Origin of the sequence: Ruminococcus sp. (assembly GCF_024691275.1) — a bacterium.
Classification (GTDB): domain Bacteria; phylum Bacillota; class Clostridia; order Oscillospirales; family Ruminococcaceae; genus Ruminococcus.
The window spans coordinates 1-18,389 of the sequence record NZ_JAILNU010000113.1; the positions used below are offsets into that span (position 1 = coordinate 1).

At 39.9% G+C, this 18,389-nt stretch carries 28 protein-coding genes and 4 tRNA genes; 25 read left to right on the forward strand and 7 right to left on the reverse strand.

Going from position 1 to position 18,389, the window contains the following annotated elements:
- Positions 1-30 precede the first annotated feature (30 nt).
- From K6G33_RS14205 to K6G33_RS14230, 6 genes are all read left to right on the forward strand, one after another.
- Complete coding sequence (locus tag K6G33_RS14205) at positions 31-135, forward strand: helix-turn-helix transcriptional regulator (RefSeq protein ID WP_296780908.1); 105 nt, start codon at positions 31-33, stop codon at positions 133-135.
- A gap of 33 nt (positions 136-168) precedes the next feature.
- Positions 169-242: transfer RNA gene (locus K6G33_RS14210), tRNA-Gln, on the forward strand.
- Positions 243-361: 119 nt separating this feature from the next.
- Positions 362-435, forward strand: a tRNA-Cys gene (locus K6G33_RS14215).
- A gap of 5 nt (positions 436-440) precedes the next feature.
- Positions 441-516 (forward strand) — tRNA-Phe (locus K6G33_RS14220).
- A tRNA-Gln gene (locus K6G33_RS14225) sits at positions 517-591 on the forward strand. It abuts the tRNA gene before it with no gap.
- Between the two features lie 28 nt (positions 592-619).
- Positions 620-775 (forward strand): hypothetical protein, encoded by a 156-nt coding sequence (locus tag K6G33_RS14230; protein ID WP_296780757.1) that lies wholly within the window; start codon positions 620-622, stop codon positions 773-775.
- Between the two features lie 41 nt (positions 776-816).
- Here K6G33_RS14230 and K6G33_RS14235 read toward each other — a convergent pair whose 3' ends face one another.
- From K6G33_RS14235 to K6G33_RS14255, 5 genes are all read right to left on the reverse strand, one after another.
- Entirely contained in the window at positions 817-1,338 is a 522-nt protein-coding gene (locus K6G33_RS14235; protein ID WP_296780760.1) for a DUF6548 family protein, read from the reverse strand.
- Positions 1,339-1,914: 576 nt separating this feature from the next.
- Positions 1,915-2,568, reverse strand: a complete 654-nt coding sequence (locus K6G33_RS14240) for an ABC transporter ATP-binding protein (RefSeq protein WP_296780764.1) — start codon at positions 2,566-2,568, stop codon at positions 1,915-1,917.
- An 8-nt stretch (positions 2,569-2,576) separates the two neighbouring features.
- On the reverse strand, positions 2,577-3,659 hold the full coding sequence (locus K6G33_RS14245) for an ABC transporter permease (RefSeq protein ID WP_296780766.1): 1,083 nt from the start codon (positions 3,657-3,659) through the stop codon (positions 2,577-2,579).
- On the reverse strand, positions 3,656-4,213 hold the full coding sequence (locus K6G33_RS14250; protein WP_296780769.1) for a DUF2812 domain-containing protein: 558 nt from the start codon (positions 4,211-4,213) through the stop codon (positions 3,656-3,658). The genes K6G33_RS14245 and K6G33_RS14250 overlap by 4 nt, the downstream gene beginning before the upstream one ends.
- Positions 4,203-4,526, reverse strand: coding sequence for a PadR family transcriptional regulator (locus K6G33_RS14255; protein WP_296780771.1), 324 nt, complete (start codon positions 4,524-4,526; stop codon positions 4,203-4,205). Before K6G33_RS14255 ends, K6G33_RS14250 begins: the two co-directional genes overlap by 11 nt.
- A 421-nt stretch (positions 4,527-4,947) precedes the next feature.
- On the opposite strand from K6G33_RS14255, the gene K6G33_RS14260 reads away from it, so the two are divergent.
- The 18 genes from K6G33_RS14260 to K6G33_RS14345 all read left to right on the forward strand — a co-directional run bounded on the left by K6G33_RS14260 (position 4,948) and on the right by K6G33_RS14345 (position 13,384).
- Positions 4,948-6,342: a radical SAM protein gene (locus K6G33_RS14260; protein ID WP_296780774.1), complete on the forward strand. Its 1,395-nt coding sequence runs from the start codon at positions 4,948-4,950 to the stop codon at positions 6,340-6,342.
- A 116-nt stretch (positions 6,343-6,458) separates the two neighbouring features.
- The gene (locus K6G33_RS14265; RefSeq protein WP_296780775.1) at positions 6,459-6,599 is read left to right on the forward strand and encodes a hypothetical protein; all 141 of its coding nucleotides are present in this window, start codon (positions 6,459-6,461) and stop codon (positions 6,597-6,599) included.
- A gap of 31 nt (positions 6,600-6,630) precedes the next feature.
- Positions 6,631-6,765, forward strand: a complete 135-nt coding sequence (locus K6G33_RS14270; RefSeq protein WP_296780776.1) for a hypothetical protein — start codon at positions 6,631-6,633, stop codon at positions 6,763-6,765.
- A 92-nt stretch (positions 6,766-6,857) separates the two neighbouring features.
- Positions 6,858-6,998: a hypothetical protein gene (locus K6G33_RS14275; RefSeq protein WP_296780777.1), complete on the forward strand. Its 141-nt coding sequence runs from the start codon at positions 6,858-6,860 to the stop codon at positions 6,996-6,998.
- A 178-nt stretch (positions 6,999-7,176) separates the two neighbouring features.
- Positions 7,177-7,317 carry a hypothetical protein gene (locus tag K6G33_RS14280; protein WP_296780778.1) on the forward strand — a complete coding sequence of 47 codons (141 nt, stop codon included), beginning with the start codon at positions 7,177-7,179 and terminating at the stop codon, positions 7,315-7,317.
- Positions 7,318-7,359: 42 nt separating this feature from the next.
- The gene (locus K6G33_RS14285; protein ID WP_296780779.1) at positions 7,360-7,500 is read left to right on the forward strand and encodes a hypothetical protein; all 141 of its coding nucleotides are present in this window, start codon (positions 7,360-7,362) and stop codon (positions 7,498-7,500) included.
- 41 nt (positions 7,501-7,541) lie between these two features.
- Positions 7,542-7,682, forward strand: coding sequence for a hypothetical protein (locus K6G33_RS14290; RefSeq protein ID WP_296780781.1), 141 nt, complete (start codon positions 7,542-7,544; stop codon positions 7,680-7,682).
- Positions 7,683-7,722: 40 nt separating this feature from the next.
- Positions 7,723-7,869: a hypothetical protein gene (locus tag K6G33_RS14295; RefSeq protein ID WP_296780783.1), complete on the forward strand. Its 147-nt coding sequence runs from the start codon at positions 7,723-7,725 to the stop codon at positions 7,867-7,869.
- 42 nt (positions 7,870-7,911) lie between these two features.
- Positions 7,912-8,037, forward strand: a complete 126-nt coding sequence (locus tag K6G33_RS14300; protein ID WP_296780784.1) for a hypothetical protein — start codon at positions 7,912-7,914, stop codon at positions 8,035-8,037.
- A 53-nt stretch (positions 8,038-8,090) separates the two neighbouring features.
- On the forward strand, positions 8,091-8,231 hold the full coding sequence (locus K6G33_RS14305) for a hypothetical protein (RefSeq protein WP_296780786.1): 141 nt from the start codon (positions 8,091-8,093) through the stop codon (positions 8,229-8,231).
- Between the two features lie 52 nt (positions 8,232-8,283).
- Positions 8,284-8,460 carry a hypothetical protein gene (locus K6G33_RS14310; protein WP_296780788.1) on the forward strand — a complete coding sequence of 59 codons (177 nt, stop codon included), beginning with the start codon at positions 8,284-8,286 and terminating at the stop codon, positions 8,458-8,460.
- Positions 8,461-8,471: 11 nt separating this feature from the next.
- Positions 8,472-8,618 carry a hypothetical protein gene (locus K6G33_RS14315; RefSeq protein ID WP_296780789.1) on the forward strand — a complete coding sequence of 49 codons (147 nt, stop codon included), beginning with the start codon at positions 8,472-8,474 and terminating at the stop codon, positions 8,616-8,618.
- 58 nt (positions 8,619-8,676) lie between these two features.
- On the forward strand, positions 8,677-8,859 hold the full coding sequence (locus tag K6G33_RS14320) for a hypothetical protein (RefSeq protein WP_296780791.1): 183 nt from the start codon (positions 8,677-8,679) through the stop codon (positions 8,857-8,859).
- Between the two features lie 56 nt (positions 8,860-8,915).
- On the forward strand, positions 8,916-9,110 hold the full coding sequence (locus K6G33_RS14325) for a hypothetical protein (RefSeq protein WP_296780793.1): 195 nt from the start codon (positions 8,916-8,918) through the stop codon (positions 9,108-9,110).
- Between the two features lie 63 nt (positions 9,111-9,173).
- Positions 9,174-10,406, forward strand: coding sequence for a hypothetical protein (locus K6G33_RS14330; protein WP_296780795.1), 1,233 nt, complete (start codon positions 9,174-9,176; stop codon positions 10,404-10,406).
- Positions 10,407-10,459: 53 nt separating this feature from the next.
- Positions 10,460-11,563: a BtrH N-terminal domain-containing protein gene (locus tag K6G33_RS14335; RefSeq protein ID WP_296780797.1), complete on the forward strand. Its 1,104-nt coding sequence runs from the start codon at positions 10,460-10,462 to the stop codon at positions 11,561-11,563.
- A 4-nt stretch (positions 11,564-11,567) separates the two neighbouring features.
- On the forward strand, positions 11,568-13,145 hold the full coding sequence (locus tag K6G33_RS14340; protein ID WP_296780799.1) for an AMP-binding protein: 1,578 nt from the start codon (positions 11,568-11,570) through the stop codon (positions 13,143-13,145).
- Positions 13,142-13,384, forward strand: coding sequence for a hypothetical protein (locus K6G33_RS14345; protein WP_296780801.1), 243 nt, complete (start codon positions 13,142-13,144; stop codon positions 13,382-13,384). Before K6G33_RS14340 ends, K6G33_RS14345 begins: the two co-directional genes overlap by 4 nt.
- A gap of 246 nt (positions 13,385-13,630) precedes the next feature.
- Here K6G33_RS14345 and K6G33_RS14350 read toward each other — a convergent pair whose 3' ends face one another.
- Positions 13,631-14,548, reverse strand: a complete 918-nt coding sequence (locus K6G33_RS14350; RefSeq protein WP_296780802.1) for a DUF4846 domain-containing protein — start codon at positions 14,546-14,548, stop codon at positions 13,631-13,633.
- 124 nt (positions 14,549-14,672) lie between these two features.
- Here K6G33_RS14350 and K6G33_RS14355 point away from each other — a divergent pair, with 124 nt between their 5' ends.
- Positions 14,673-16,478: a CotH kinase family protein gene (locus K6G33_RS14355; RefSeq protein WP_296780805.1), complete on the forward strand. Its 1,806-nt coding sequence runs from the start codon at positions 14,673-14,675 to the stop codon at positions 16,476-16,478.
- A 50-nt stretch (positions 16,479-16,528) separates the two neighbouring features.
- Here the strand turns inward: K6G33_RS14355 and K6G33_RS14360 are convergent, their stop codons facing one another.
- On the reverse strand, positions 16,529-18,262 hold the full coding sequence (locus tag K6G33_RS14360) for a DNA mismatch repair protein (protein WP_296780806.1): 1,734 nt from the start codon (positions 18,260-18,262) through the stop codon (positions 16,529-16,531).
- Positions 18,263-18,389 lie beyond the last annotated feature (127 nt).

Consider the following 18,389-nt stretch of genomic DNA (forward strand, 5'->3'; position numbering starts at 1 on the left):
ACAGTATTCGGCTTCAACACGCCGCAAGCGATATTCAAGTGGATGAGAGGAGACGCTATGCCCTCTATCGACAACATAGTCATACTGGCACATATACTTGATGTGCCTATTGACGAGATAATTATAACTAATTAGACACTCCCGCCCATGTCGGGCGGGGTGAGATAATTCCGCTTCGTCTAATGGTAGGACATCTGCTTCTGACGCAGAAGATGTAAGTTCGATTCTTTCAGCGGGAACCAGCGCAGAGCCTGCGCCTCCGTCCACGTTGACGCTCGCTAGCTCGCTCACTCTTTTCAGAAAGCATAGTCTGCTTTCGCTCACGGCAGTAGTATCTAAATTGTAACATATACCCAACGATGACTGTGTAGCCAAGTGGAAAGGCAATGGACTGCAACTCCATGAGCGCAGATTTGACTCCTGTCACAGTCTCCAATTTCGCCTCCGTAGCTCAGCCGGTAGAGCGCAGGTCCGAAGAACCTGGCGTCGCAAGTTCGACTCTTGCCGGAGGCACCATTCCGTTTCGTCTAATGTGCAGGACATCGGTCTTTGACTCCGATAATGGAAGTTCGAGCCTTCCAACGGGAACCACCAAAAACTATGAAAGGAAACGATAACAATGAGCAGAAAATTAGCAAGCATACAAAGAATATGGAAGATAGAACCTATCGAAGGCGCTGAAAGGATAGAGCTGGCTTATGTTCTTGGCTGGCAGTGCGTAGTAAATAAGGGACAGTTCAAGCCTATGGACTTAGCCGTATATTTTGAGATATAAAAACATCGGGAACGGCTTAATTAGCTGTTCCCGATCATCTTTTATAAAAACATAAAAAGCGAAATAATGATAGATACGGATAAAATAAGCATCATCATAAATGTACCTAAACATCCGGCAGATTGGTTAACATTCGGTCTTTGCTGCATAGGCTGCGGCGGAGGATATACCACTCTTGGTGATTGTTGAGGTCTGTTTGCAGCCAAAGGCTTTGACCTATTACTATTATAGGATACTATATTTTCAAATGTTCTTAGTTCTCCGAGAGGATCGGTTGAAGAAAACAATCTTTTATAGAAATCTTCGAGCCACTCGTAATCACTTTCTGAGCATATATCGCTGTCATAGCTGACTTCGTGAGCAAGTTGATTTCTTATCCAGCGTATATGTTTAAGGTTATCGTAATCGCTTTTCCACCCCTGAATATTGGCGTTTCCCCTATTAAAACTGGCTTCCATTAATCGTATGTACTCCGACACACCATCGGAAGAAGAATAAGCGTCTTTGATAAAACGGTCTGTACGTTTATACAGGTCCATAAAATCAATATTCAGATCACGCATTTTTCTTCCTCCTTCTTTCAGATACATTCAGTCACTGCGGCTGGTTTCCTGACAAATTAACCATCTTCATTATATCACATTCACAATTAAAATACAATGTATTTGTCTTTCAACTATCGCATATTTTGCGACAGTTCATTTCGATAAAAAACACAGCAGCTCCGTTCGGGATTTGCCCATATAATCAGAGCTGCTTTGGTCATTTTTTTCGGTAGAGACGCGCCAATCCAACCACTTATTTACCACTTATTGGCACTGAAAATTGCTTAAAATCACTTGAAGACGCTAAAAGTGAAGCTTCAAAAATCGCCGAAATACAGCCATTTTCGCATTTTACCAAAAGTTGCTGAAAGGCTCGGGATTTTTTCAATTCCCGTACGGGTCACCATTATTGGTTTACTGCAAATGGCTTTAAACAGCTGTTTGCAGTTTTTTATTATTTTAATCAGCAACCGTCGAATAAAGCGCGTCCCATAAGATATAATAAGTATCCCCCGTCAGAGCCATAGGTTTTCGGATTACAAAAAAAGATGTAAGAGGCAAAAACTCTCACATCTTTTTTATTTTCTAACATTTTTACATATCAGCCAATATATGCTTATTATCAAAAACCATTTTCCGTTCATCTCCGATAAGGATCGACGTATCATGAGTAGCCATTATAAGTGTACTCTTCTCATTGACCTTTCTCAGCATATTATATATGTCAATAGCTGTATCCTTATCAAGCGAGGCAGTTGGTTCGTCAGCAAAGATGACTTCAGGCTTCTTTATCAGAGCTCTTGCGATAGCAACTCTCTGCTTTTCTCCGCCCGAAAGCTTATATGGCATACTATTTGCGAGATGAGCGATATTCAGTTTCTCCAATATCTCATCAATACTTCTCTTGCTTATCTTTTCTTTTTTATTCTGAGACATACGGATATTTTCTTCTACTGTCAGATATGGTATAAGGTAGTGCTGCTGAAAAATAAAGCCAAAATTTTTATATCGCATCTGTGTCTTTAATTTTCCGCTGTTAAGCTCCACATCATCATACAATATCTTACCGCCGTTATAATTTCTGAGAGTAGAAAGAACATAAAGGAATGAACTCTTTCCACAGCCTGATGGTCCCACTATGATATTGCAGCTTCCTTCGGGAATGTCAACATTTGTATTTTCGAGTATGACTCTCTCTTTCAGACCATCTTTATATGAAAGGCATAGATTCTTTACTGATATATTCATTGTATATATTACCTCCGTTCAATAATAGATATCAGATCGGTTTTTGAAAGCTTGTGATTTGTTGGATAAACAGAAAAAAATATTACCATAACAGGAAGCACAATTGAGATCAGAAGACTGTTTACATTGAATATCTTCATGGACTGTCCCATAGCGCTGTAGATAAATTTATTGACAAGAACAGAAGATAACCACGATATCGTCACACCTAAGAACCATGATATCGAAGCAGCAAATAACATTTCCTTGAATATCAAAGTCTTGATAAAGCTTTTATTATAGCCAAGAGCGTTTATTATAGCAAATTCCTCATATCGTCCCGAATACATGATAAACACAAGTGCAGCAACTGCTATTACGATGCAAACAGCTACAAGCAAAACAATAATAAACAATACTGATTTTATTGATGAAAATTCATCGTTAAGACTTTTGAGCTGTTTATCATAGGTATGCAGCTCTATTTTTTTGTCATTGATCTTACTTAAAGTTGAATTGATAGATGAAAGCTCATCACGTGAAGACGGACTGATAATATACGTTGAAACAGAAGAAGAATATTCTTTCAGCTTAGCCGATTCCATTGTACCTAAACTCAGTTCGATATCGCCTTCAAAAGCTCCCACGATAGTATAATCACTTATCTTATCGCCTATCTTCTTTTTCTTATTTTTCATTACGTTCGTGTGCATAATGATCTCATCTGTATTTTTATCAGGCATTCTTCCTTCAGAGACCTTGATTCCCAGACGATTTACAAGAATATTTATATCATCATATTCCGCCGGAAAAATAACATATGAAGAAGTTGTTCCAAAAATAGTCTTGATATCCGTAACCGTCGTAAATGCCCGTACAGAACTGTCGCTGTCAATTATCTTCTGGGTATCATCATCAAATACTGTGTCATTTTCCGATATAAGTATCGAAAATTTATCAAACGGAGCGACATTTGCACTTTTAGATGTATCATACACCGAAAGTATAAGTGAATAAATAAATGAGATGCTGAAAACAGCTAAAATAATTATTGCGAACATTATTGAGGTCTTCTTTTTATTTTTTTTGAAGTAGGTAAAACAGCTGTTCATAATTCTTTCTTCTCCTTATTAATTAATTTTAATAATTTGCTGAATTGCCTTGATGTTGCCAGAAGCGTACATAAAAGCAGTATATCTATAATGCAATATATCACTGCCTTTAAAACAGTTATCTGCGAAAAGGACAGCACAAGCATTGCCGTGATCGCAGCAAACAACATGACTAAAGGTATGATGGCTGCCAGATAGAAAAGCGCATATCTTTTCTGGTTCTGAAGGATATGTTCTTTTTCAGTGTATATCTCCTTTCCGCTGTCATCTTCAGGTTCTTTGTACCACAAATTCAAATTGGACATTTTACCAAGATGTATCCAATTGAAACTGCTGTAAAAATCACGGTATCCCCTGCTGCTCATCAAGTTAAAATCAACAGCAAATCTGTATTCTTTCTTTTCCGTTTTAATGAAGCTGATAAAAAAGTAACTGAACAGAGTGATTTTCTTCGGGAACCACCCCTTTCTGACCATACTATCTAAAAATGCAGCCAGTTTTTCAGGACTGTAACAGCGAATAAACGGAAACAGAATAATTTTTTTATCCTTCATTATGTATATCCTCCGCGATCTGAACAAGACTCTTCAAACGATTCACTTCATAATCAACAACTTCTTTTCCTTTTTCTGTGATAACATATTTTTTTTGTCTGTTAATATTCTCGGTATGAATAATAAGCTTTTCTTTTTCCAATTTTGAAAGGGTCTGATATATAGTTCCTGCACCAAGAATCACACGTCCGTTAGTTTTTTCCTTTACAAATTTCATTGTTCCATATCCGTGTTTTGAATCGTACAAAGACAGAAGCAGCAAAAACATAGTTTCACTCATTGGAGTGTATTTCTTTATTTCTTTTTCCTGCATTTTATCTCCTCCCTGCACATTATATTTAACTTCCGCACCAAATATATCACGCCATGATATATCACGTTGTAATATATTATAGCGTGATATAATCCATTTGTCAAGTTATTTTTTTGAATGTATTACATTTAAATAGCTTATATTTTTTTGTTTATCAAGTAAATGTTGCGTAATTATTTGTTAAAAATCAACAAAAACATAATAAATTAAGATATAAGGTCGATTTAGGCTTTACTTTTTACGAAAAGCAGTCATTTTTTTGCTTTTATAAGCTTTTATATTTTTTATTATTTATTCAAGATGTGCACAATGGCAATTGACAAATTTAACTTTTTGTGATATATAATATATTAAGAACGATGTATAAACTGCATTTATTACTCTTGCACCAAAAATATATACGCAAAAGGAGAATTTTATCATGTACAGAGTTAGTGGCTACAACATTTACCTGCCATTAAAAAAATCAGATGACTACCTGCTTGTTCAGGGCGCAAAAGGATCGTTTGATATCGTTAATCAGGAATTAGTGGATGCAATCCAGAATTTTGATCCGGGAAATTACGAAAATGATCCTGTTATCATGGAAAACCTGGACGCACTCATCAAACGAGGCTACATCACTTCATTAACAAAAGAAGAAGAATTCACATTCATCTCACATCTTTCCCGCGCGATCAATAAAAAGGGAAGACAGACAATGAGCATCACCCTTCTTCCTACCTATAACTGCAACTTCAGATGCGAATACTGCTTTGAAAGAAACCTGCAGAAAAACGGTGCAGAATGGCTCGGAAAGCAAATGACACCTGTTATGGTAGATGCCATTTTTGAAGCCCTGAAAAAATGCAAGGAACAGGGTTCAACTATTGACAGCATTTACCTTTTCGGCGGTGAGCCTCTTCTTAAAACAAACAAATCAATCGTTGAATACATATGTCAGAAGGCTACCGAAATGAAGCTCCCGATATCATGTATAAGCAACGGATATACCCTCGATGAGTATATCGACATCGTAAATGAACATAACTGGAAGTATATCCAGATAACTGTTGACGGCATCGGTGAAGAACACGATAAGCGCCGCTTCCTTGCAGGAGGACAGCCAACATATGATACCATTATCAAGAATGTTGACCTTGCACTAAAGAAGGGCGTCAGAATTGTTATGCGCTCCAACGTGAACAAGAAGAATATCCCAGGCATCAAAAAGCTTATTGACCTTTATACTTCAATGGGCTGGATCGACTTGCCGAATTTCAAGTATTACTTCAAATCAACAATGCAGTGCTATGATGAAGTAGCTGATTCTTATTCCGACGTTGAGCTTATGAAGGAACTCTCAAAGATCTACGGCGATGATGTTACAAAGTTCCAGTTCAACAGTATCTATCAGGGTCTTGCAAACAGGATCGGAAATATGCTCAAGCAGAATACTTTTGCTCCTCTCCGTTCAGGATACTGCGGAGCAAATATGGGTATGTATACAATTGATCCGTTCGGCGATATTTACCCATGCTGGGACGTGCTGTCAGATGTTAATGAGATAATCGGTACTGTAGACCTTGACTCTCAGGCCTTCGTTTTCAATGATAACCACGAAAGATGGAAGGGCAGAACCGTTGATAAGCTCGAAGAATGTAAGGAATGTCCTTATATGCTGTTCTGCGGCGGCGGATGTGCTGCTCAGGCAAAGATCTTCCATAATGATATCAACAGAGTCTTCTGCGACAATTTCCAGAATCTTTTCAACGAAGCAGCCTGTGATGTCAGCGAGGCTTTCTTAGCAGAACAGCCCGTAACCGTTAACACGTAATTCAATATTTTTTTGATCCGTACCCCGCTGTAATACAACATCTTTTATCTTCTTCGCCTGTTTCCTCAGCACGAAGAGGATTGAAGATAAATATCTATAGAAGAGGAGGAATAGCAATGAGAGAACTTAACAAGAACGTTAATTCTAATGAAAACTACGATGTAGCTATCGAAGAGATGCTCGAAAGAGAAGAGTTTTCATGTACAGGTAACGGCTGCGCAGGCAATGCTTGCGGCGCATACAATGTTGAGCTTTGATTTTAGCTTGATTACGTAAAAGGAGAAAAAAATGAAAAACCTAAACAAAAATCTTTCTTTTACCGATAACTTTGATACAGTTATCGAAGAACTAATTGAAAGACAGGAACTTTCTTGTACAGGAAACACAGACCCTTGCGGTTTATGTCCTATCAAGGATTGCTGAGAACTGTACAGAAAACACAATTTAGGCAATGCCGAGATACTTACATCTGATATGTAAGATCTCATCGTAAAAAAAATAAGGAGGTAAGTGAGATGAAAGAACTGAATAAAAACCTTTCTTTCGACGAGAATTTTGATGCAGCTATCGAAGAACTCGCAGAGAGAGATGAATTCTCATGCACAGGCAACGGTTGTGCAGGCAATGCTTGCGGTGCACACGATGTTGAATTATAATGCCGCTGATAAGTGACATATATAAAAGAACTTAACAACTGTATTCCTTTCGACAAAGACTTCGATCTTCTCATTAAAGAGCTTATCGAAAGAAATGAATTTGAGTGTACAGCTTATACAAGCTGTGTTGCGCTTGGCTGTCCTATAAATGCATAATGTAATTTCGGAGGAATAAAAAATGAAAGAACTTAATAAAAATTTACCTTCTGACGAAAAACTCGAAACCTCTATCGAGGAGATGCTCGAAAGAGAAGAGTTTTCATGCACAGGAAATGGCTGTGCCGGTAATGCTTGCGGTGCTTACAACGTCAAAATTTGAATGTAAGTTTTAATCGTAAAATATAACAAGGAGGAAAAGGCAATGAAAGAACTTAATAAGAACCTTTCTTTCAACGAGAACTTTGATGCTGCTATCGAAGAACTTATCGAGAGAGATGAATTCTCATGCACAGGCAACGGCTGTGTAGGTGCTGCTTGCGGCGCTAAGGACGTTGAGCTTTGATCTATAAGCTGAACCAAAAATCTATAAAGGAGGAAATAGTAATGAAAGAGCTGAATAAAAACCTTTCTTTCAACGAGAACTTCGATGCTGCTATCGAAGAACTCATCGAGAGAGATGAATTCTCATGCACAGGCAACGGCTGTGCCGGTGCTGCTTGCGGTGCTAAGGACGTTGAGCTTTAATCAATAAGCTTCAATAAAAATGCAAAAGGAGGTAAAAACTATGAAGGAACTTAATCAAAACCTTTCTTTCAATGAAAACTTCGACTTAGTTATCGAAGAACTTCTTGCAAGGGAAGCATTTGATTGCACAGGATATGGTTGTCATTGCAATGGTTATGATCCTCCTCGCTGTGAGGTTGCATTTTAATTGTAACCCAACATATATTCACTCTATATAAGGAGAACTAAAATGAAGGAACTTAATCAGAATGTTTCTTTCGATAACGAATTTGAAACAGTTATCGAAGAAATGCTTGAAAGAGAAGAATTCATGTGTACAGGTCATGGCTGCACAGGTCATGCACAGGGTCTTTGATCCGGTATACAGTGAAATAATACCAATTTTTATCATATAAAGGAGGTGAGGAAATGAAAGAGCTTAATAAAAACATTGAAAATGTAACCGAGAATGTTGAAGCTGTATTTGAAGAGCTTATCAACAGAGATGAACTCGTTTGCACCGGTGACGGTTGTGCCGGCAATGCTTGCGGTGTATATGAATTCCCATGATAAAGCTTTTATGTTCTTTACATACAAAACTTAATAGAGCTTAGGAGTTCATATGAAAAAAATTTTAAGTATCAACACCGAGATAGACTATCAGCCTGATAATAATTTTGACATCATTATCACCGAACTGACTGAACGCGCTGAATTTTTCTGCACAGATAATGATAAACCATTATTCTGTGATAGGTATTATGATCCATCTTCAACTTGTGGTATTGATTCATACTAAAGGAGAATAATATGAAGAAAAGTATCAATAAGACTTTAGATCTTCAGTTTTCTTCGGAAGAAAATTTAGACTCAGTTATAGAAGAATTCATTGCTCGTGAAGAATTCTATTGCACAGATAATGATAAGCCATTATTTTGTGATATGTATAACTTTTAATGCAGTGTATACTGTAATATAAGATATACCCATAAAGGCTGTTTTAAGGAGTACTAAAATGAAGAAAAGTATTAACAAAGCAATCAACTATCAGTCCGCTCAGGAAGATAATTTAGATGCTATCATTGAGGAGATCATCGAGCGCGAGGAATTTTCTTGTACAAGTTATGCCTGCCGTATTGATGGATGTCCTAATTTTGAATCGTTCGTTCCTGATTGGCTCGATGCTATACTTGACTAACAAAATCGATCCTGTCATTTAATGATCGAATAATAAACGAAAAAGGAGGTTTAGCTATGATAAAGTCCATAAATAAGGAAATCATTGATGCAGATCAGCTCAATATTTACATTGAAGAAATGGAAAAGAGAGAGGAATTGCTCTGTTTCCTCGCTGCTTGTGCTGGTGCTGCTGAACCTTGCGTAGTACAGGCTTGTGCCGTTGCTTGCTTCGGCATTTCTGCTTGCTTCGTAGGCGCACACACAATATAATGCCAATTCCCCCGTTCAGTACTGAACTTTACCGGACGGGGGATTTTTAGGAGACGTGATATTTTGAACGAATTAATACAATTAAAGCCTGAAATATCAATAAATAAATTTGACACGGCAGAGAAAAACAGCTATCTGATCTCTTTCAATAACAGGAACTGGAAGGTATCGTCTATTGTATATTTTATATGCTGTCAGATAAAAGATACACCTGCTACAGCCCAACAGCTTATCGAAAAAAAGATAAATGATACCCCACTTAATGAAAAATGCGTCAACGATGTTCTGGAATTTTTGACGAATAACGGAATGCTGATCGGAACAGAAGCTCAAAAACGTCCTGAAAAACGCAATCGCTACCTTTGGGCGAGAATCACCATATTACCGGCAAAAGTTGTTGAAAAATTCCATTTCCTTTCAGTATTTTTCAAAACACCGTTTTTTATCGCAATGGGAGTAATATGCCTCGCATTCTTCGGGTTGATAATGCTTACGCACTCGTCATCGGAAGTATCAGCAACTATACAGGCGCTTAAATTCAATGATCTCATTCCATTTTTTATCATAGTCTTTCTTATAGGTCTGTTCCATGAATTCGGACATTCATCTGCTCTGATGCACTATAATGAAACTCCGCGGCGTATCGGTGTTGCGGTATATTTTATCATGCCCGTTCTCTTTTCCGACGTTACAAATGCATGGAAATTGAAAAAGTGGCAGCGATGTATAGTTGATCTCGGCGGTATATATTTCCAGCTGATGCTGTCATTTATCCTGTTTATTGCAAATTATTTCTGGCTGAAGATCCCTTTACTGGAAACAGCAATTATTTTCTCTATGCTTGAGGTCATAAATAACCTCAACCCATTTATAAGAATGGATGGTTTCTGGCTGGTCTGTGATGCTCTTGGTATCACAAGTCCTCTTGCATTCCTGTTCGCCTTTATTACTAATCCATTCAGAAAAAATAAAAATTTACAATTCCAATCATTTTCAACTAAATACAAAATCGTAATTTACACATATGCCATCGCAACTATCGTATTTCTTACTTATTTTTTCTCAGTACTTGTAAATTCAACTCGCCTTGCAATAACTTATGTTGCAGGAGATATACAGAAACTTATTTATGAGAATGATACTATAAGCTTTACTTTTGGAAATGCTGCGGAGTACCTTTCTAAGCGATTTACAACATTTATCATTCTTTTCTTCATGATCAGACTGGTTATAAAAGGAATATCAGCTCTTATCAAACTTTTTTTTGGAGCAAAAAATGGCACTTCCAATAAATAAACTCTTTTTTAAAAATCTATCATCCCGAATGGATATATTATCAGGAGCAGATTATGATAATAGAAAAGTATAAGAATATAACACCCAGACAATGCCTTGACTGTCGTATAAAAGCTTTGCAGGAGATACTCAGATCAGTTGATATCAATGTTACACCTATGGAAGTAATGATACTTGCTGAAAGTCCGTCCTTCCAATACGGAAATATCAACTTTTCTTCATCTAATCTTTTCGGACTTCCATACTGCGTATCTTCGGAAACCGACCTTGATGAGATCATTTTCAGCAAGTTAGGGATCAAATGGATAGAAGAACAAATAGGCAGCAGCCCCGAGGACTGGGCTCACATGAAATCTCTTTTAGACCGCGGAATACCTATCCTCTTCAAAATAGATGCCCGTTTTCTCAACTATAAAGACCCCGAAAAGCATATGATAATAGATATGCACTATCTGTCACATATACTTTTAGTGGGTTATAAAGAGGATATGAGCGCAGTATATATCGTACTTACTAATGATGATACTGTGACTGAACCGCGCGAACTTTCATTTGAGGATTTTGAAAAATACAGAAACACTAAATGTATCCCTTTCTCTCCTGAAAACAGATGCATTTATATCGACCCGGCTGAAAACCAAAACTTGTCCGTATCTATTGAAGAAAAACTGAAGCAGAGCTATGAACAGATGTACCACCGATTTGAAGACAGCGTTTCTGTCCCTGTAGATATCAAGGATTTTGAATGCCACGAGCTTTATAAAGGCTCAACAGGCATAGAAATGTTCATAGATCATATAAATACGCTCAGAAAAAAAATCAAAACCGAGAAAAGCTCATCAATAAATAAGTATGTATGCGTATCACTGCTATTTTTTAAGAAAAATATGATGTTCGGTACATATTCTGCATTCAGAGACGAATTTTCACAGTGTCTTATAGAACACAGCAGCAAATTGAATGCCCCTCTCCTTATCAAAGCCGCTGATTGCTTTAAAAAATCAGGCGATAAATGGAAGCATCTGTTTGTCTGCATATCCAAAGTTCCTCATGACCTGAAACACAGCGCACGTTACCTGAGACGCATATCAGCATATCTTAACAAAATTTTGCGCTATGAGGAGCTTGGCTTCAAATACATCGAAAAAGGGTTATAATAATATGGTTAATAACAACGATCAGTCACAGTGGTATAAAACATTTTCACAGAGTACTTCTATGTATGATATGTTTCAGCGTTCGGTACAGAGGTATTCTGATAATTCACTGTTTATAATAGAAACACCTTCACGCAAGATAAATACAGTATCATTTTCTGAATGTTCAAAGTACGTTGATAACTTTGCAGGCAGACTCATGAAAGATGGTATTATAAATAAAAAAGCTGCACTTATCGGAGAATTTTCCCTTGAGTGGTTTATTGCTTTTTTCGCAGTTTTAAAATTGTTTAATACTGTTGTTCCTATGCGAAGCGATATTATATCCGAAGAACTGCATAACAATATTGATCTGACAGGTATTGACTGTATAATCTGTTCAGATGAATTGGAAGAAATGTGCAAAAAAGAATGCGATAACATATACACATTCAAATCAATGCTCATTCCTTATGAAACAGATGTGACAGAAAAGCCCGATATCAGTTATAATGACAATGCCATGATCGTTCTTACGTCAGGTACGACAGAACAGAGCAAAGCCGTATTGCTTACCCATAAAAACCTGATCTCAGGTACGCTTCACACTGTCAATGTGTTTGGAAAAGACTCATTCACCACGGACGACAGGCTTCTTTCATTCCTCCCGCCGCATCATATGTTCCAGATAATGGCTGGAATGATAATAGAACTTTACTATGGTATCAGCATATGCATAAGCTTTAACAAATTAAATGCATTTACGACTTTTGAGCCGTCTATATTCATAGCTGTTCCCGAAATTATAGAGGGCCTTCACAAAAAAGTCATGCATTTGATAAACGATAAGAATGAACTGCTGAGCAAATTGATATCCAATCGGAAATCACAGCGGAAAAAGACGGAAAAAGTTTTTGGCAGTAAACTAAAAGCAATAATATCAGGCGGCGCTGCAACAAACAATGAACTTTTGGATTCATTTGATAAGCTGGGAATAAAGATCCTTACTGCTTATGGTATGACAGAGTGTTCGCCGCTTATATCTGCAAGTACCTTTGAAGCAAACAAGTACGGCGCTGTTGGCAGAGTAAATACTACACCATATTGTCAGGTAAAAATAAAAAATGAAGAAATACTTGTCCGCGGCGATATTGTATTCAACGGATACTACAACAACGATAAAGCTGAATGTGAAGCCTTTGACGGCGACTGGTTCCGTACAGGTGATATGGGATATATCGACGATGACGGTTATTTGTTTATAACAGGTCGCTTAAAAAACCTTATAATACTCAGCGACGGTAATAACATCTCTCCTGAATATATCGAATCTGTCCTTATTGAACAGAAAGAAGTAGACGATGCGCTTGTGTATGCCCAAAAAAATAATAAAGCAGTCATGCTCAATGCAGATGTCATTCTGTCTGACAATATCGGCGACTATGATAAAAATGCTGTAAGCGAACAACTTATGAAGTATATCAATGCAAAACTTCCTGCATACAGTCATTTGTCGAAAATAAATATTGTAACAGAACAATTCCGCAGAAACAGCCTCGGAAAAAAAGTAAGATATCAGATGGCAGGTGGAGTACAGCAATGAAGTTCAAACTGACAGAAAAAAGACTTATACGCATTATATCAAGCTACACTGACGTGGAACGCAGCAGCATAAAAAAAGGAACCAGAATAAAAGAAGACTTAGGTCTTTCATCATATGATCTCGTGTGTATTGCATCTGAGATCAAAGAAAAATACCGCATAAACGAAGAAAAAGACTTGCTGTCGCTCGAAGGCCGTTCTCTTTCCACTATAGAAGATATAGTAGCTTTTCTTAATTGACAATACAACCAGATATAGATAAAATACTATATTATACTTGCAATTTCTTTCATAATATGATAAACTCTGTATATAATGATCTTCTTTTGCTCCATGTTTCGCAGTCAACAGCTGCTAAAACATTATGATCGAAAGAATTTTTTTCAGGAGATACAGCTTTAAGCTCCTTTCATCGCTGACCGCACGGCAGACGAAAAAATCCCGAGAGCACATACCTGCTTTCGGGATCATACGTTATATTCTGTTTCAAAAGCCCTCTTTCCAGCGGCGTATATCTTTCTTCTCAAACCCAAAATTGCCGATAGTGAAGCGGTCCTTATCAAGCTGCACCTGTGTGAACCACGGGAGAGTATCTCTGCCCTCATTTCTGGATATTATATGGAAGCATACGGCAGGGATAAAGCTCTGACCGAACAGGTAGCACTTCTCCCCCTTTTCGTTTACAGCTTCGTCAACGACCATGACCACATGAACATCATTGCAGACGATATCGCCGATACGAAGCTCGTCAAGAGGTATCACTTCCGATTCCTTTTGCAGTGAAAGTGTACCTGCATACCGCATGACCTCTTTGAGATAGTTCATGTACTGCTGTTTGCTTTTGCTCGGCAAGCCCGCAGGTATCTCATAGGAGCGGTTTCCGAATGCCAGCATTCTCTTTCCCTTTCGCCAGTCGTTATACGAGCACTCGTCCCCGTTTGAAAACAAGAATGTTATCTTATCGTACTGCTTATTCTCATAGAAATAGTCGCTGTAGAGCCTTATCACGCTGTCCGCGCACTGCTGATAGCCTTCATCTCCGAGACTTATATCAAATATAGCAGGGATATCAGGCAGATTCAACGTTGTTCCGTCATACACGGGCAAATTGGTATCATCGGGAAGCAGCGGATATTTCCGCAGGTATTCCCCGAAGCTCCCGTCCTGCACAGGGACGCGCTCAAAGCCCTCAGGCGGAAGTATGCGCGTTTCAAGCGTCATACCGTCCGAATCGGTATCCTTTATCTCAAAATATCTGCCCGCAGGCTCTATCGTAAGTTTAGCGGCTTTCCATTTCGGATTGGCGCGGATATACACAGCGGTCAGTATCGCAGCAATAACAGCTGCCCAGAACACGATATGAAATGCACGTTTTTTTCTCTTTGGTATTTCTGTCTTTTCCATTGTTATCTCCTGTTTCGGGAATATATAGTAAAATATTATATTTAGTATATCACTTCATATTAACTTTGTCAACAAAAGACATTGGAAATCTCCCCTGTAAGAACGCATACCTTAGGAGCATATTATGAAACTAAAATATTCTTGCCTAACGCTCAAAACTCTGCTTATATCAGCTCTGAGCTGTGTACCGCTGATAACGGTATCATGCTCGGATAAGAAAACAGACAGCAAGCCGTCAGCTGCCGAAGTAAGCACCGCTGCTGCCGATGAAAACACAGTCATCAACACTGACCTGAAAGCTCCCTTTGAAGCTGAGGGTATGAGCTTCTCCGTAAGGAGCGGCTTCTACGACACCGCATTTTACCTCTCGATATCCGCTGCTGACGGAGCTGATATATACTACACTCTCGACGGCAGCACACCAACTGCCGACAGTCTCCGCTACAGCTCGCCTATTCTCATAAAAGACCCCTCCGATGAAGAAAACAGGCTCAGCTCACATACCGATACAGCTCAGCCTCTGGAATACGCTCAGGATTTCGTACCCGATAAAAAAGTCGATAAGGCAGCCGTGGTCAGAGCAATGACCATAGACAAAAACGGCTCTCAGAGCGCGGTAGTGTCCAATACCTATTTCATCGGCTTCGGCGAAAAGGCAGACTACTACAAAGACGTAAAAACTATCTCCATTATGACCGATGAGGATAACCTCTTCGATCAAGAAAAAGGCATATACGTAACGGGTAAGGTCTACGACGACTGGAAAGCAAGCAAGGATCACGACCCCAATACTCCCGAATGGGCACTTCCCGGAAATTACTCTCAAAAGGGCAGAGAATGGGAGCGCGAGGCTGATATCAGCTTCTTTGAGGACGGTCAGCTCGCTGCGTCACAGAAAATGGGTATACGCATTCACGGCGGAGCTACCCGCTCCTATCCGCAAAAGAGCTTCAATGTCTACGCAAGAAAAATCTACAGCGCTCCGAAGCTGGAATACGACCTGTTCTCAGGGAAGCTCAAACGCAAGTCGGACAGCTCTCCCGTCAGTGTGTTCGACAGCTTTACCCTCCGCAACGGCGGAAATGACGCGCTGTACACCAGATTCAGCGACAAGCTGATACAGTCGCTGGTGTCCGACAGACAGTTCCTTACTCAGGGCATGGAGCCGTGTATCGTCTTCGTCAACGGCGAGTTCTGGGGACACTACGAGATAACCGAAAAAATGGGCGCAGACTTCATCAGCACCCATTACGGCGTTCCTGCCAAGGATATATGCATCGTCAAAAAGGAAGCCCTCGACGAAGGCTCTGAGGAGACCTTCGCCGAATGGGAAAAGCTCCGCACATGGATAAAGTCCGCCGACTTCTCCGACAAGTCCGCTTACGACGAGCTTTGCAGCTATGTGGATATACAGGGCTTTATGGACTACATCAGTGCCGAGATATACATAAACAATTCGGACTGGGGCAAACCCAATACCGCTATGTGGAGAACTTCCCGCACAGACAACGATTCCCCCTACGCCGACGGAAAATGGCGGTTTGTCATGTTCGATACCGAGTACAGCTCGGGTATCTACGGTGAAGCTCAGCCTGATGAGGACAGCTTTGACAAGCTTATGAAAAGCGACTGCTTCCTCGCCGACCTTCTTAACGCTGCCCTGAAAAATGAAGGCTTCAGAAAACAGTTCGCGGACACCTTCATGGATATCGCCGACAACAACTTCAGCAGCGAGCGCGTTCAGTCTGAGATCGACAGGCTCGCCGACGAGTACCACGACATGGTCATTGATACCTACGACCGCTTCTGGCACGGCATGATCGGCGGTTATATGGCAGAGGGCTGCTACAGCGAATCCGTGTCCTCACTGCGCAGCTTCTACAGCCAGAGATACGGCTATATAACAAAGTTCCTCAAAAAGCATATATGATACAGAAAAAGCTCCTGTCCGTATTTTCCGCGGACGGGAGCTGTTCTACTTCATACGTTTTTTTCTTTTGTTAGCATCTCATAGGTAACGCCGTATTTCTCGGCGATATCCTTTGCATACGACATCCCCTCGGGAGCAGCTACCTCCACCTTGAACGAACGCTTACCGTTATCGTTCTTCATGATGAGCGATGCAGCCTTTACGCCGTTGTTTTCCGCATTCATTTCATCAATATCTGCCGCAAGCTTGTGCATATGGGTATTATAGATAGTCCTTACGCCCTTTCTCAGGAGCGCTCTTACAGAATCCTTTGCAATATAGAACCCTTCCTCAAACGAAGTCGTGGAGAATGTCTCGTTGAGAAGCAGGAGGCTGTCCTTAGTACATACCGAATATATCTCCTTGAATCTTACGCACTCCTCACCGAGTCTTCCCAGATCCATGGTCTTGTCCTCGTCAGCAGGAAAGTGGGTATATATACAGTCGACGGGTCTGTACTCAAAGGACGATGCAGGCACATAGATACCGCCCTGTGCAAGGACAAACATAAGACCTGTCGCCTGAGTGACAGTGGTCTTTCCGCCGCGGTTAGCACCTGTGAGTATATAAATAGTGTGGTCTTTGTCAAAGCCGAGGTCGTTATAGACCATACCCTCGGTACTCTGCATATTAACAGCAAGTTTAAGGTTATAAAGTCCCTTTGCGTCCATAGAGACATTATCACTGTCAATGGTCTGAGGCTCGCAGAATCTGAAGCCCTTTTCCATATTCCTGCTTATGAACTCCGCAAACCTGATGTAGTACATGAACTCGGGTATTATCTGCGAGATATTCACAATGGCAACATCGGCATATCGGGTCACAACACTGCGGAGCTTCTTTATAACAGAATCCAGCATCTTGTTTATCACCTTGTCAAGGTAGAATGTTGTATTCGCAGTTCCGCTGCCTTCTGCATTCTTTACGACTGTAGACCTTATGCTGCCGTCAACGAACGGAGTGCTTTTCAGCGCCATGAATCCGCCTACGCCCTCGATGAACGAGGAGACACTTCTTGAATGGAGCCTGTCTATCTGGTGGAAGTGCATATCGCCTTTCCACTCATTTCCGTCCTGTATCTTGTCCTTAGAGGATATGGCATCGGCAAAATTGCTTACGATACCTGATTTTTTAAACGGCTTGTTGTTTACAGACACAAGCCCCATGCTTACGGCTTCAAATCTCTCATTGACATTTATGCCGAGGGTGACGCTCTGTATATTTGAAGACTTTTCCTTCAGCTCAGCGATATCCTTTTTCATTGCCGCAAAGCAGGCATCTTCGTAAAGCGCGTTGATGTACTTTCTGAAATTGATAAGACCTTCCGACTTGATATTTTCGTCAGAAAGGCATACTTCCATAGACTCAACGCACTTTATATAATCGTCAAGCTCATCGAGCCTGTGCATGAGATGCCAGAAGCCCAGCTTCTCATCAGTATCCATGTGACCTGTGCTGAAATTCCTTATAAACTCGATCTTATCGAAAAGCTCCAGCATATTTTTTCTCAGGTCAGGCAGGTCAAGTATATCCGCAAAGACCTTCTGCCTGTAAGCAGCGACACGCGGGTCTGAGGTCATATTTGAGATAATGCTCATTATAAGGTTCTGTTCTTTGCTGTCGTTCGTAATGGCGCTGCAAAGCATATCAAGACCCAGATCGTGACACGCAGACTGAGACAGCTGATTATACTTTATTTCTTCAGAATACGGGAAAAGAATGCTGAATCCGTTGTTTTCTTTCATAATGTAAAATGGCTCCTTTATCATCATCAAATTTTTATAAAAAAGTCAATCTGCATATCATATTTTTTGTATTATATCACACCTGTTCCTCTTTGTCAACAATTTCGGCGCTTCATGCCGATCATCA

Bases quoted from the DNA above. Each gene is read 5' to 3' on its own strand.
- K6G33_RS14230 (WP_296780757.1), top strand. From the start codon at position 620: ATGAGCAGAAAATTAGCAAGCATACAAAGAATATGGAAGATAGAACCT.
- K6G33_RS14235 (WP_296780760.1), bottom strand. From the start codon at position 1,338: ATGCGTGATCTGAATATTGATTTTATGGACCTGTATAAACGTACAGAC.
- K6G33_RS14240 (WP_296780764.1), bottom strand. From the start codon at position 2,568: ATGAATATATCAGTAAAGAATCTATGCCTTTCATATAAAGATGGTCTG.
- K6G33_RS14245 (WP_296780766.1), bottom strand. From the start codon at position 3,659: ATGAACAGCTGTTTTACCTACTTCAAAAAAAATAAAAAGAAGACCTCA.
- K6G33_RS14250 (WP_296780769.1), bottom strand. From the start codon at position 4,213: ATGAAGGATAAAAAAATTATTCTGTTTCCGTTTATTCGCTGTTACAGT.
- K6G33_RS14255 (WP_296780771.1), bottom strand. From the start codon at position 4,526: ATGCAGGAAAAAGAAATAAAGAAATACACTCCAATGAGTGAAACTATG.
- K6G33_RS14260 (WP_296780774.1), top strand. From the start codon at position 4,948: ATGTACAGAGTTAGTGGCTACAACATTTACCTGCCATTAAAAAAATCA.
- K6G33_RS14265 (WP_296780775.1), top strand. From the start codon at position 6,459: ATGAGAGAACTTAACAAGAACGTTAATTCTAATGAAAACTACGATGTA.
- K6G33_RS14270 (WP_296780776.1), top strand. From the start codon at position 6,631: ATGAAAAACCTAAACAAAAATCTTTCTTTTACCGATAACTTTGATACA.
- K6G33_RS14275 (WP_296780777.1), top strand. From the start codon at position 6,858: ATGAAAGAACTGAATAAAAACCTTTCTTTCGACGAGAATTTTGATGCA.
- K6G33_RS14280 (WP_296780778.1), top strand. From the start codon at position 7,177: ATGAAAGAACTTAATAAAAATTTACCTTCTGACGAAAAACTCGAAACC.
- K6G33_RS14285 (WP_296780779.1), top strand. From the start codon at position 7,360: ATGAAAGAACTTAATAAGAACCTTTCTTTCAACGAGAACTTTGATGCT.
- K6G33_RS14290 (WP_296780781.1), top strand. From the start codon at position 7,542: ATGAAAGAGCTGAATAAAAACCTTTCTTTCAACGAGAACTTCGATGCT.
- K6G33_RS14295 (WP_296780783.1), top strand. From the start codon at position 7,723: ATGAAGGAACTTAATCAAAACCTTTCTTTCAATGAAAACTTCGACTTA.
- K6G33_RS14300 (WP_296780784.1), top strand. From the start codon at position 7,912: ATGAAGGAACTTAATCAGAATGTTTCTTTCGATAACGAATTTGAAACA.
- K6G33_RS14305 (WP_296780786.1), top strand. From the start codon at position 8,091: ATGAAAGAGCTTAATAAAAACATTGAAAATGTAACCGAGAATGTTGAA.
- K6G33_RS14310 (WP_296780788.1), top strand. From the start codon at position 8,284: ATGAAAAAAATTTTAAGTATCAACACCGAGATAGACTATCAGCCTGAT.
- K6G33_RS14315 (WP_296780789.1), top strand. From the start codon at position 8,472: ATGAAGAAAAGTATCAATAAGACTTTAGATCTTCAGTTTTCTTCGGAA.
- K6G33_RS14320 (WP_296780791.1), top strand. From the start codon at position 8,677: ATGAAGAAAAGTATTAACAAAGCAATCAACTATCAGTCCGCTCAGGAA.
- K6G33_RS14325 (WP_296780793.1), top strand. From the start codon at position 8,916: ATGATAAAGTCCATAAATAAGGAAATCATTGATGCAGATCAGCTCAAT.
- K6G33_RS14335 (WP_296780797.1), top strand. From the start codon at position 10,460: ATGATAATAGAAAAGTATAAGAATATAACACCCAGACAATGCCTTGAC.
- K6G33_RS14340 (WP_296780799.1), top strand. From the start codon at position 11,568: ATGGTTAATAACAACGATCAGTCACAGTGGTATAAAACATTTTCACAG.
- K6G33_RS14345 (WP_296780801.1), top strand. From the start codon at position 13,142: ATGAAGTTCAAACTGACAGAAAAAAGACTTATACGCATTATATCAAGC.
- K6G33_RS14350 (WP_296780802.1), bottom strand. From the start codon at position 14,548: ATGGAAAAGACAGAAATACCAAAGAGAAAAAAACGTGCATTTCATATC.
- K6G33_RS14355 (WP_296780805.1), top strand. From the start codon at position 14,673: ATGAAACTAAAATATTCTTGCCTAACGCTCAAAACTCTGCTTATATCA.
- K6G33_RS14360 (WP_296780806.1), bottom strand. From the start codon at position 18,262: ATGAAAGAAAACAACGGATTCAGCATTCTTTTCCCGTATTCTGAAGAA.